We start from the raw sequence: 12,031 nt of genomic DNA on the forward strand, positions 1-12,031 counted from the left end.
TTCGAAGCCCTGGCGAATCGACGCAGAGAAGCAACCGACCGAATTCGACGCAGCAGGGCCCATGGACCATCGATGCAAAGGAGAAACCCATGAGGATTGCCGTCACCGGCGGAAGCGGAAAACTGGGCAGGAGCGTGGTCCGCCGGCTCACGCAGGATGGCCACCAGGTACTGAACTTGGACCGCACCGGAACCCGCGGCAAGGGATACGTCGCAGTGGATCTCCGCAATTATGGGCAGGTCCTTGATGTGGTCCTGGGCTTGGACGATCAACACGACGGCCTGGATGCCATTGTTCACCTGGCCGCCATCCCCGCACCGGGACTGGCCCCCGACGCCGCGATCTTCGAGAACAACATGGTCTCTACCTACAACGTGTTCCAGGCTGCACGGCGGGCGGGCATCAAGAAGGTGGTGTATGCCTCCAGCGAAACAGTGCTTGGACTCCCCTTCGACATCGCCCCTCCGTACATTCCCGTGGATGAAGAGTATGCGGCACGGCCGGAGAGCACTTACTCGCTGGTGAAGCATCTTGAGGAGCAGATGGCCATCCAGCTCACTCGGTGGGATCCGGAACTAAGCATCACGGCGCTGCGGTTCTCCAACGTCATGGACCCCGAGGACTACGATGCCTTCCCGTCCTTCGACTCCGAGGCAACACTGCGTAAATGGAATCTGTGGGGCTACATCGACGCCCGGGATGGCGCACTGGCAGTGGTCAGGGCCCTGGAACATGCCGAACCGGGGTTCGAGGCTTTCATCATCGCCGCAGCCGACACCGTGATGAGTCGCAGCAGCGCGGAGTTGGCGGCGGAAGTCTTCCCCGGCGTCGAGATCCTCAAGGAACTGGGCGAGCACGAAACCATGTTGTCGATCGACAAAGCCCGCAGGCTCCTGGGCTTCGAACCCGAGCACAGCTGGCGGGCAGTCCATTCCAACCGCACTACTCCCACCGAGGACTGACGCGCGACGACCCATCCCTTAACTGCAGTTTCCTGCAAGCACTCGTAAAGGGATGGGCCGGCGCAGCTTCGGTACCGCTAGATCATGGTCATGACCATGGCGGGGTCGGCCAGAATGGCGCCAAGGTCCGCAAGGAACCGTGATCCCTGTTCACCGTCCACCAAGCGGTGGTCGAAGGACAGGCTGAGGGACATGACCTGGCGGACGGCGAGTTCGTCATTGACCACCCAGGGCGCCTTCCTTACCGCGCCCAGGGCAACAATGGCAGCCTCCCCGGGGTTCAGGATGGGAGTCCCGGCGTCGATGCCAAACACGCCGATGTTGGTGATCGAGATGGTCCCGCCGGACAGGTCGCCCGGGGAGGTCTTGCCCGCACGGGCGGTATCAGTCAGTTCCGTCAGCGCTGTGGAAAGCTCCCGCAACGACATCCTGTCCGCATCCTTGATGTTCGGTACCGTCAGGCCTCGCGGCGTTGCTGCGGCGATGCCCAGGTTGACGTAGTTGAACTGGACGATCTCCTGGCTGGCCTCGTCCCAGCGCGAATTCAGCGAGGGGTTGTTCCGCAACGCCACGAGGACAGCTTTGGCGGCGATGGTCAGCGGAGTCAACTTGAAGCCTTCGAAAGACCTGTTGCCCTTGAGCTTGGCCAACAACTCCATGGTTGCGGTGACGTCAACGGTCAGGAACTCTGTCACGTGGGGCGCAGTGAAAGCGCTTTGGACCATGGCCGCGGCCGTGAACTTCCGGACCCCCTTGATCGGTGTCCGGGTTTCGCGCCCGCCTTCGGCAGGGGGAACTTGAGCTTGCGCGGCAGCCGACGAAGCTCCGGAGAAATCCAGGACGTCATCGCGGGTGATGAGCCCACCCGGTCCGGTACCGGAGATGCGTTCAAGTTCGATTCCGAGATCGCGGGCAAGCTTTCGGACCGGCGGGGTGGATCGGGGACGCTCGGAGACTGCGGCTTCTGCCTGGGGCGAGGCTGCCGGCCCCGAAATCGCCGGGGTAGCAGGCGATTGCGGCTTTATTTCCTGGACCTGGCCGCGGGCACGCCGAGCGGGCCGGCCTGAATGTTCGACGACGGCGCCGTAGCCCACCAGGTTCGGCTCACGTTTTGCCGGACTCCCCACAGCTTCGGCAGCGGCAGTGGCCGGTGCACCTTTCACAGAGGCCCCGCCGGCAGCGTCGGCCGCGCCTCCCCCGCTGGAGGACCCGGCGTCGTCCACCTCGAAGGAGACGATCGGCTTGCCGACTTCCACCACCGTGCCGGGCTGCTCATGGAGTTGGGCCACCACTCCGGCGAAGGGTGAGGGCAGCTCCACAACAGCCTTGGCTGTTTCCACCTCGGCGATGACCTGGTTCAGTGTGACGGTATCCCCCACCGCAACCTTCCAGCTGAGGATTTCCGATTCCGTCAGGCCTTCACCAAGATCCGGCAGCTTGAATTCCTTGATCATGGTGAGGTTCATCCTTCCAGTCCACTCAGCGAGTTGGGGCGGCCCAAGGCGCGATCGACGCCGTCGAGGATCCGGTCCAGATCCGGCAGGTGGTGCATCTCGAGCTTGGAGTAGGGGTAGGGCACATCAAAGCCCGTGATGCGGACGGGAGCAGACTCCAGGTAATGGAAGCAACGCTCAGTGATGCTCGCGGCTATTTCCGCGCCGAGGCCACCGGACTGGCCGGCCTCGTGGGTAATGACCAAGCGGCCGGTCTTCCGGACGGAGGCTTCCACCACGGGGTAATCAACGGGGGCCAGCGAACGGAGGTCGATCACCTCCACGGAGACGCCCTCATCCGCTGCTGCCATCGCGGCATCCTTGGCGGTTTTCACCAAGGGGCCGTACGCCACCAGCGTCACATCGGAACCGGCGCTGACCACGGCAGCCTTGTCCATCGGAAGGGCCGTGGAGAGGTCGATGGTTTCATCGACGTCGCCTTTGTCGTGATAGCGCCGTTTGGGTTCGAAGTAGAGGACAGGATCATCCGAAGCTATGGCCTGCTGGATCATGGTGTAGGCATCCTGGGGATTGGAAACAGCGACCACCCGGAGGCCGGAAGTGTGGGTGAAGTAGGCCTCCGGTGATTCGGAGTGGTGCTCCGGGGATCCAATGCCGCCGCCAAAGGGCACGCGGATGGTGATGGGCATCTTGACCCGCCCCTGGGTGCGGTAATGCATCTTGGCTACCTGGCTGACGATTTGGTCGAAGGCAGGGTAGATGAATCCATCGAACTGGATCTCGCACACGGGACGGTAGCCCCGGTAGGCAAGGCCAACGGCAGTGCCGATGATGCCGGACTCCGCCAAAGGGGAATCAATGACCCGGTGTTTCCCGAAGTCTTTCTGGAGGCCATCGGTGACACGGAAGACGCCGCCGAGGGAGCCGATGTCCTCACCCATGAGGACAACTTTGGGATCGTTCTCGAGCGACTTGCGGAGGCCGGCGTTGATGGCACGGGCAAACGTGAGCTTGGACATCAGAGTGCACCTTCCTCGACTGGCTGGTTGAACCCGCTTGGCTGGCTGAAACTGTTCAGATAGCGCGAGTAATGGTCCTTCTGGCGTTCGATCCAGGAATTGGGCGTGCTGTAGACGTGATTGAAGACCTCCAACGGCTGCGGGTCGGGCATCCCGATGCAGCTGGAACGGAGCTCGGCTGCAACCGCATCAGCCTTGGCCTTGACGCGGGCTTCGACGTCCTCGGTGAGCAGGCCTTTGGTTTCAAGGAGCTTGCGCAGCCGGAGGATGGGATCCTTCGCGGCCCAATCTTCCAGCTCAATGGGGTCACGGTACCTGGTGGGGTCATCGGCTGTGGTGTGCGGGCCCATGCGGTAAGTGACAGCCTCAATAAAGGTCGGTCCCCCGCCGTTGCGTGCACGGTCAAGTGCCACACGCGTGGCCGCCATGACGGCAAGGACGTCGTTGCCGTCCACCCGGATGCTCGGAATGCCGAATCCAGTGGGCCTGTCAGCCAGTTGCACGTGTGACTGTATGCGGACAGGTTCGGAGATGGCCCAATGGTTGTTCTGGCAGAAGAACACCACGGGGGCTTGGTAGCTGGCGGCGAACACCATGGCCTCGTTCACGTCGCCTTCGCTGGTGGCGCCATCACCGAAGTAGGCCAGTACCGCCGTGTTGGCACCATCGAGTTGAACTCCCATGGCGTATCCCGTGGCGTGCAGGCTTTGGGACCCGATGATGATCTGGGGCGTGGCAAGCTTGATGCGCTGCGGGTCCCACCCGTAGGAGGCATTGCCCCGCCAAACGCGGGCGATCTCGGACAGGTGCGCACCGCGGACGTAGGCCACACCGCTTTCGCGGTAGCTCGGGAAGACAAAGTCGTCATCTCGGAGTGAACGGCTCGAGCCGATCTGGGCCGCTTCCTGGCCAAGGAGCGGTGGCCAGAGCGCCAACTCGCCCTGACGTTGGAGCGCCGTCGCCTCGGCGTCAATGCGGCGGATTACTGTCATGTCCTCAAACAAGGAACACAGTTGCTCGTCGCCGACGTCCTTGACCCAAACGTCGAACTCCGGGTGGCTGATCCGTTCCCCGTCCGGGGACACCAACTGGAGCAGATTGCCACCAGTCCTCAAGGGATTTTGTGCACTATGTCCTGGGCCCGGAGTGTCATGGTGCACTCCCTTGCCCGCCTGATCCGTCAACACAGGTGATCGCAACCTTCCGGCTCGTTTTCGTCGGCGCTGGCGGGACTTGTGATCCTGCCGCAGACCGGCCCTCCGGCACCTTCGCCGGAGTTAATTGTGACCCTACTCACAAGGCGCATCGGGTACAACCACCCTCCGGGAAATTGAGCATCCTGCCCTGTTTGGACAGTTGGGACCGTGCTAATCTTGCGCATTATGCAACCCTTGGATGGCACTGACACCCGGCTCCTTTCCGCCATGGCAAAGGACCCCCGCGGGACAGTTGTGGCCTTGGCCCAAAAGCTGGGCCTCTCCCGCAACACCGTGCAGGCCCGCATGGCCTTGTTGGAGAAGAAGCACGCGTTTCTGTCCTTTGAGCGCAGGATCAACCCGGCTGCCCTCGGCTACCCGTTGACTGCATTCATCACAGTCCACGTACAACAGCAAAAGCTCGCCTCGCTGGCCCAGGATCTTGCGGACATTCCGGAGATCCTCGAAGGCTTTGGCCTAACGGGTTCGGCGGATCTGCTGCTGCGCGTTGTCGCATTGGACGCAGAGGACCTGTACCGGATAAACGGAAAAATCCTTGGCTGCGACGGTGTGGAAAGGACCGATACAGCGCTGGCGATGCGGGAGATGATTCCCTACCGCGTCCAACCGTTGCTGGGACGGCGCTCCGGGGACTGAAAAGCCCCACCCACCTGCGGTTTTCTGCGAGGCGGTACTTGCCCGGAGAACCCGCATGCGATTGGATGCAAGAGGACGTATCGGGGGCCGGCCAGAGGACCCCGGCCATGTGGTGGCCCTGCCGAAGGCTGCTGAAAGGGGCACTACCGTGAGCAACCCGCAAGAACCCGGGCAACCCAACCCCCACTACCCGGGCAACAACCCGCCGCCGGTTCCGCCAGGCCCCGGTTACCAGGCACAGCCCGGCGCCGCGCCGCAGTGGCAGCAGCCGCCGTCGTCCACGCCTGCTGGACCTGGCGGTCCCGGGTCCGGAAACCCGCCGTATGGCGGCCCCACCTACGGCGCCCCACAGCCCGGAGCACCCGGCCAGGACGCCAACAACCCCTACCCGCAGGGACAAAACGCCTACGCCCCCGGCCAGAACCCTTACCCGGAGAACCCTTACCCGCAGGGCCAATTCCAGCCCGGACAGTACCCTCCGGGCCAATTCGGGCAACCGCCGGCCAAGAAGAGCAGGAAGGTTTTGTGGATCGTCCTCAGCATCGTTGGCGGTGTGATCGTCCTGGCCGTGGTTGGCATTGTGCTGCTGGTCAACCTCGTGGGCAATGCGACGTCCAAAGCCAGGTCCCTGGCTGACGAATTCACCAACCTTGTGGTCTCCGGACAGACAGAGCAGGCCTACGATAACTACCTGAGCCAGCCGCTGAAGGACGAGCTGGACAAGGATTCGTTCATGGACGGCATTGCCAGCCTGAACCTGGATGCCTCATGCAAACCGAACTACAACTCGGTGAACGTGAACAACAACAACGGCAACAACAAGGCCGATCTTTCCGGGACTTTGCAGTGCGACGGCAAGACCATAAATCTCCAGTACGTCTTCGAGGGCACCAACGACCTCAAAATGAGCAGCATCCGTCTTCGCCCGTAATTGCGGCAAAGAAATTTCCGCACTACCACCCATCCACCTGCGCATATGGTCCGAATCCCTGCTTGAGAGCCCCAGCCGGGGCTCAGCAGGACGGCCGGAACAACCGGCCATCATCGGAAGGCCCGGACCATGCGTACTTCGCCCAATCGCCTGATCGCCACCATCTTCGGAGCTGTCTACCTCCTGGTAGGCGTGCTCGGATTCTTTGTTACCTCGGGAATCGGCTTCTTCGCCACCGAGGGCGCCAACCTGATCATCTTCGCCGTGAACCCCCTCCACAACATCATCCACCTGGCCATTGGCGCCGCCCTTCTGTACTCCGGCATGAACAGCGTCACGCTGTCCAAGTCGGTCAACACCGCTGTCGGTGGCGTCTACCTCCTGGTAGGCATCCTGGGCCTGTTCCTGGTGGGTTCCTCACTGAACATCATCGCCCTCAACGGCGCGGACAACGTCCTGCACCTCGCCAGCGCCGTGGTCCTGCTCGGTGTTGCCCTGTCCCAGGACAAGGCCGCAGTGGCTTCCGCCCACGCCTGATCCGCCTGAACAGCGCCTGAACAGACTCATCAAGCAGCGATAGGACGGCAAGGACCATGGAACGCAGAAACCACCCCACACTGAACGCAGCCACCCTCCTGTTCGTGTACTTCGCAGCGATGGCCGCCGGGATGGTCGAGCTTTCACTTGCCGCCGGATATCTGACGGGAAACACCTCAGCGACACCGGGAACCGTGATCAGCGGCGTCGCAACCCTCGCCGCGGGCCTGGCCTTCCTGGGTTGGTCCCTGTGGGGCTTGCACCGCAACGCCCTGGTTTTCGCCCGATGGGCGTTTCCTGTTCTCTCGGTTGCTGCGGCGGCGCACCTTGCAGTCACGGTTGCCGAAGTCAGTGCCCTCCGCTCGCTTGATGTGAGCCACGTTGCCGCCCTCGGCCTGACGCTCATGGCACTTGCCGGGGCGGGCTGGCTGAGGCGGCAGCATAAGACCAACGACGGCGGCGCCCACGGCCAGCCAAGGACCGGGCGGCTTCTGGCAGCCGCGTTCGGAGCCGCCGTCGTTGTTGCCTCAGTGGCAACACCCGGGCTGGCTGCCTCAATGGCAGGACAACACGCCGTCCCGCATGGCGAGCACGGCCAGTCCCCACATGAAGAAAACGGCCAGGGCTCCAATCCCGCCCTGGTCCCGGGTCGCCACCACTAGTTGACGGCGACCAAGCCGGCGCACCATCGACAATGCCCACTGTTGATGGTGCGCCCGGTTCGTGGATCATGGAGCCATGGATCCTATCGAGGCGCTCGACGAAATCTCCTTCTGGCTCGAACGCAGCCAAGCCCCCACCTTCAAGGTCCAGGCCTTCCGAAAGGCGGCCGACGCCGTGCGGCAGCTATCGCCCGAACAACTGGCGAAGCTTGCAGGCAGCGGGCGGATCACCAGCCTCAAAGGCGTCGGCAACCGGAGCGCTGAAGTCATCACGCAGGCCCTCGAAGACCGGGTACCGGACTATCTTGCGGACCTGCGCGAGCGCGGAACGGAATCGTTGGCATCCGGTGGGGAAACGCTGCGGGCGGCTCTTCGGGGCGATCTCCACAGTCACAGCAACTGGTCCGACGGCGGCTCCCCCATCGAAGCAATGGTGGCAGCGGCCCGGACGCTCGGCCGTGAGTATCTTGCCCTCACCGACCACTCCCCCAATCTGACCATCGCCAATGGCCTGAGCGTGGAACGGCTTGAAAAGCAGCTCGGCGTGGTGGATGGGATCAACGCAAGCTCTGATGGTTTCCGCCTCCTGAAAGGAATTGAAGTAGATATCCTCGAGGACGGAACCCTGGACCAGACTCCCCCCATGCTGGCCCAGTTGGATGTGGTGGTCGCCAGCGTCCACTCCAAGCTCCGCTCGGACAAAAAAACCATGACAACGCGGATGCTGGGCGGCATCAGCGATCCCCATACCAACGTGCTGGGGCATTGCACCGGGCGCCTGGTCCAGGGATCGCGGGGAACACGGCCCGAATCCGAATTCGATGCCGCAAAAGTTTTCAAGGAGTGCGCGGAGTGGGGCGTCGCGGTCGAAATCAATTCCCGTCCCGAGCGGCAGGACCCGCCGGACAACCTCATTGCCATGGCCTTGGACGCAGGCTGCCTCTTCAGTATCGACAGTGACGCCCACGCTCCCGGCCAACTGGATTTCCTGCAGTACGGGGCAGAACGCGCTGAAAGACTGGGGGTGCCCAAGGAACGGATTGTCACCACCTGGCCCCTGGAACAACTGAGGGAATGGCTCAGCTTGAAGAAGTAGGGAAGTGCCCGGCCTGGCGAAAGCCAGCACACAAAAGGCTCCGCCTGCGCGTTCGCAGGCGGAGCCTTTTATGGTGGCGGGTCTATCTCTGCGCGGCCTTAGTGGTCTACGGCTTTCTCTGCACCGACACCCGTCAGCGAGCGCACTTCCATCTCCGCCTGCTTGGCCGGATCTTCACGCCGCTTGTCCAGGACAGTTCCGAGCCACCCCAGGAAGAATGCCAACGGAATGGACACTATTCCCGGGTTGCTCAGCGGGAACAGGGCGAAGTTCGCTCCGGGGATCATGGAGGTCTTGGCACCGGAAACCACGGGCGAGAACGTGATGAGCAGGATGGCCGCAGCCAAGCCGCCGTACATGCTCCAAACAGCGCCCTGGGTGGTGAACTTCTTCCAGAACAGGGAGTAGACGATCGTGGGCAGGTTTGCCGAGGCGGCGACGGCGAAAGCCAGCGCCACCAGGAACGCCACGTTCTGGCCATTGGCAAAGATGCCACCCAGAATCGCGAGGACGCCGATCACCACAACGGTTCGGCGCGCCACCTTCACTTCGGTGGTTGCATCGGCCTTGCCCTTGGCGATGACGTTTGCATAGATATCGTGGGCAAACGAAGCAGCGGCCGTGATGGTCAAGCCGGCCACTACGGCAAGGATGGTGGCGAAAGCGACCGCCGAAATGAAGCCCAGGAGCAGCGGCCCACCCAGGTGGAAGGCCAGCAGGGGTGCGGCAGAGTTGACTCCACCGGGCGCGGACTTGATGGTTTCCGCGCCAACCAAGGCAGCTGCGCCGTAGCCAAGCACCAGGGTAAAGAGGTAGAAGAGGCCGATCAACCAGATCGCCCAGACAACGGATTTGCGTGCTTCCTTGGCCGTGGGAACGGTGTAGAAGCGCATCAGGACGTGCGGCAGGGCGGCTGTACCGAGGACGAGCGCCAGTCCGAGGGACATGAAGTCCAGTTTGGACGTTTCGGTCTTGCCGTACTGCAGTCCCGGGTTGAGGATGTTCGGGTTGTTGGCAGCCTCAGCGGCCGAACCCAGCAGGCTGGAGAGGTTGAAACCGTAAATGGCCAGCACCATGGCGGTCATCACGGCAGCACCGGCGATCAGCAGGATGGCTTTGATGATCTGCACCCAGGTGGTGCCTTTCATGCCGCCGATCAGTACGTACATGATCATGAGTGCGCCGACGACGATAATCACCAAGGCTTGCCCGCCCCAGTCGCTGATGCCCAGCAGGAGCGAAATCAGGCTGCCTGCACCCGCCATCTGGGCGAGGAGGTAGAAGAAGCAGACGGCCAGGGTGGAGAGGGCCGCGGCAATCCGAACGGGGCGTTGGCGCAACCGGAAGGACAGGACGTCGGCCATGGTGAACTTGCCGGTGTTGCGGAGCAGTTCCGCCACCAGGAGCAAGGCCACCAGCCAGGCGACCAGGAAGCCGATGGAGTAGAGGAAACCGTCATATCCATTGATGGCGATGGCACCGGTGATGCCGAGGAACGAAGCCGCGGACAGGTAGTCGCCTGCGATGGCCGTGCCGTTCTGGGAGCCAGTGAATGACCGCCCGGCTGCGTAGTAGTCCGCTGCGGTCTTGTTGTTCCGGCTGGCCCGGAAGACGATCACCATGGTGACCGCCACGAAGAGGGCAAATATGCCCATGTTGAGCAGGGTGGTGTCCTTCAACGCTGCTACGTTCACTGCTGCCGGGACCATGGTGTTCATTTGGCTGCCCCGTTGATCACATTGCCGTCCTTATCAAATTCGTGGCCCTCGATCTCGTTGCGGATTTCTGCAGCGATGGGGTCAAGCTTCCGGTTGGAGTAGCTCACGTACCAGGCCGTGATGCCGAAGGTGGTGACGAATTGCAGCAGCCCGAGAAGCAGGCCGACGTTGATATTGCCCCAGACCTTGATGGACATGAAGCCCACCGCGTAGTCAGCCAAAAGGACATACGCGAAATACCACAGCAGGAATACCACTGCCATGGGAAAGACGAAACTGCGGTGTCGTTTGCGCAGTGTCTTGAACCGTTCCGTCTGTTGGACTTCCTGGAAGTCCACGGACGCCGTTGCGTCCTGGGGTTGGGCCTCATTACCCATGGTTCCTCCTGATTGTGATGTGTCCACATCGACTCCACACGCCTCGCCAATGTGACTGCAATCACTATCGAACGCTTCGGGGTGCGTGTTCCAGAGCCTCGCCCGCAGCCATCGCCCAGCGGTTGCGGTGCTGCGCCAAACGGTGGCCCAAGGTTCGACGAAAGGTATTTCCGTTGCTTGGAAAAGATGCGGGATCGGTCCGGCTACGCTGGCCTTATGCCCGATTCACCGCTCCTCACCGCAGCCGCGATCGCTGTGATCGTGCTGGCTGTCGCCGTCGTGGTTGGCGTTGGCTACAAGGTGATGCGTTCCTTCCGGGACCTTGGCACCGACGCCGAGCGCGCCACCTACAACACGTTGCATGCAGCCTCCCGTGCCGGCCAGCACCTGAGGGGTGGCCTGCAGCCTGCCGGGGCGGCCAAAGCCAGCAGGCAGCTTCGGGTCCTTCTGGGCTGCGACGCCTTGGCCATCACGGACACAGATTCGGTGCTGGCCTGGGATGGCACCGCAGAAGAACTCAGGTCGTCGCTGATGCGTCTTGCTACCGAAGTACTCACCACCGGACGAACCGTGGTGGTGCCCCACGGCGGGCGCCGGTCTACCGGAAAGCCGGAGCACGGGACCCATGATTTCAGCGTGGTGATTGCTCCCATCCGTTCCGGTTCCAAGGTGGTCGGTTCGGTGGCGGCCCTGGCCCCGGCAGCAGGGGCCGGGCTGGTCAGGGCCACCAGCGAGGTTGCGGACTGGATTGCCGCCCAGCTGGAACTCACGGAGCTTGAAGCCTCACGGACGTTGCTGATGGAGGCTGAGGTCAGGGCGTTGCGTGCTCAAATCAGCCCTCATTTCATCTACAACTCCCTCAACGCCATTGCTTCCTTCATCAACACCGATCCTGCCAGGGCCAGGGAGCTGGTGGTGGAGTTTGCAGACTTCACCCGGTACTCCTTCCGGCGCCACGGCGACTTCACCACAGTGGCCGAGGAACTTCGCTGCATTGACCGCTATCTTTTGCTGGAACGGGCACGCTTTGGTGAGCGGGTCCAAGTGAGCCTCCGGATCGCCCCGGAGGTCCTCAGCACGGTCATCCCCTTCCTCAGCCTGCAACCACTGGTGGAAAACGCGGTCCGCCATGGCCTGGAAGCCAGGGATGGCCCGGGCCACATCACCATCTGCGCCAACGATGCCGGCGCGTTCGCCGAAGTGACCATCGAGGACGACGGCGTGGGCATGGACCCGGAGCACCTGCGCTCGGTGCTGGCCGGGCACACCGATGGCATTCACGTGGGACTGCGCAACGTGGACGCGCGCTTGCGCCAGGTCTACGGCGATGAACACGGACTGGTCATCGACACCGCCCCAGGTGAAGGGACCCTGATCACCATGCGGGTGCCCAAATCCCAGCCCGGGCATGACGCTTGAGGT

The 12,031-nt window shown here is 62.7% G+C and carries 12 protein-coding genes; 7 read left to right on the plus strand and 5 right to left on the minus strand.

Annotation, left to right across the window (positions count from 1 at the left end; all coding sequences use genetic code 11):
* Positions 1 to 89 precede the first annotated feature (89 nt).
* Positions 90 to 962: an NAD-dependent epimerase/dehydratase family protein gene (locus tag AC6JA3_RS14025; protein ID WP_026541509.1), complete on the plus strand. Its 873-nt coding sequence runs from the start codon at positions 90 to 92 to the stop codon at positions 960 to 962.
* Positions 963 to 1,039: 77 nt separating this feature from the next.
* Here AC6JA3_RS14025 and AC6JA3_RS14030 read toward each other — a convergent pair whose 3' ends face one another.
* The 3 genes from AC6JA3_RS14030 to pdhA are packed head-to-tail and all read right to left on the minus strand — an operon-like array spanning position 1,040 to position 4,622.
* Positions 1,040 to 2,428, minus strand: coding sequence for a dihydrolipoamide acetyltransferase family protein (locus AC6JA3_RS14030; RefSeq protein WP_026547293.1), 1,389 nt, complete (start codon positions 2,426 to 2,428; stop codon positions 1,040 to 1,042).
* On the minus strand, positions 2,425 to 3,435 hold the full coding sequence (locus AC6JA3_RS14035) for an alpha-ketoacid dehydrogenase subunit beta (protein WP_026541507.1): 1,011 nt from the start codon (positions 3,433 to 3,435) through the stop codon (positions 2,425 to 2,427). The genes AC6JA3_RS14030 and AC6JA3_RS14035 overlap by 4 nt, the downstream gene beginning before the upstream one ends.
* Positions 3,435 to 4,622, minus strand: a complete 1,188-nt coding sequence (gene pdhA / locus AC6JA3_RS14040; protein ID WP_026541506.1) for a pyruvate dehydrogenase (acetyl-transferring) E1 component subunit alpha — start codon at positions 4,620 to 4,622, stop codon at positions 3,435 to 3,437. The genes AC6JA3_RS14035 and pdhA overlap by 1 nt, the downstream gene beginning before the upstream one ends.
* Before the next feature lie 195 nt (positions 4,623 to 4,817).
* Here pdhA and AC6JA3_RS14045 point away from each other — a divergent pair, with 195 nt between their 5' ends.
* From AC6JA3_RS14045 to AC6JA3_RS14065, 5 genes are all read left to right on the plus strand, one after another.
* Positions 4,818 to 5,288: an Lrp/AsnC family transcriptional regulator gene (locus AC6JA3_RS14045; protein WP_026541505.1), complete on the plus strand. Its 471-nt coding sequence runs from the start codon at positions 4,818 to 4,820 to the stop codon at positions 5,286 to 5,288.
* 148 nt (positions 5,289 to 5,436) lie between these two features.
* Entirely contained in the window at positions 5,437 to 6,219 is a 783-nt protein-coding gene (locus tag AC6JA3_RS14050; RefSeq protein WP_026541504.1) for a hypothetical protein, read from the plus strand.
* A gap of 129 nt (positions 6,220 to 6,348) precedes the next feature.
* Positions 6,349 to 6,756 (plus strand): DUF4383 domain-containing protein, encoded by a 408-nt coding sequence (locus tag AC6JA3_RS14055; protein ID WP_026541503.1) that lies wholly within the window; start codon positions 6,349 to 6,351, stop codon positions 6,754 to 6,756.
* A gap of 56 nt (positions 6,757 to 6,812) precedes the next feature.
* Positions 6,813 to 7,418 (plus strand): hypothetical protein, encoded by a 606-nt coding sequence (locus tag AC6JA3_RS14060; RefSeq protein ID WP_347783565.1) that lies wholly within the window; start codon positions 6,813 to 6,815, stop codon positions 7,416 to 7,418.
* A 76-nt stretch (positions 7,419 to 7,494) separates the two neighbouring features.
* Positions 7,495 to 8,514, plus strand: coding sequence for a PHP domain-containing protein (locus tag AC6JA3_RS14065; RefSeq protein WP_347783566.1), 1,020 nt, complete (start codon positions 7,495 to 7,497; stop codon positions 8,512 to 8,514).
* Positions 8,515 to 8,612: 98 nt separating this feature from the next.
* Here AC6JA3_RS14065 and AC6JA3_RS14070 read toward each other — a convergent pair whose 3' ends face one another.
* Together AC6JA3_RS14070 and AC6JA3_RS14075 are read right to left on the minus strand one after the other, a co-directional pair.
* Positions 8,613 to 10,232 (minus strand): monocarboxylic acid transporter, encoded by a 1,620-nt coding sequence (locus AC6JA3_RS14070; RefSeq protein ID WP_026541500.1) that lies wholly within the window; start codon positions 10,230 to 10,232, stop codon positions 8,613 to 8,615.
* Positions 10,229 to 10,609, minus strand: coding sequence for a DUF485 domain-containing protein (locus AC6JA3_RS14075; protein WP_026541499.1), 381 nt, complete (start codon positions 10,607 to 10,609; stop codon positions 10,229 to 10,231). Before AC6JA3_RS14075 ends, AC6JA3_RS14070 begins: the two co-directional genes overlap by 4 nt.
* 216 nt (positions 10,610 to 10,825) lie before the next feature.
* Between AC6JA3_RS14075 and AC6JA3_RS14080 the strand changes: the two genes are divergently transcribed.
* Positions 10,826 to 12,028, plus strand: a complete 1,203-nt coding sequence (locus AC6JA3_RS14080) for a sensor histidine kinase (protein ID WP_026541498.1) — start codon at positions 10,826 to 10,828, stop codon at positions 12,026 to 12,028.
* Positions 12,029 to 12,031 lie beyond the last annotated feature (3 nt).

It is taken from the genome of Arthrobacter sp. TmtSoilC79 (assembly GCF_059739405.1).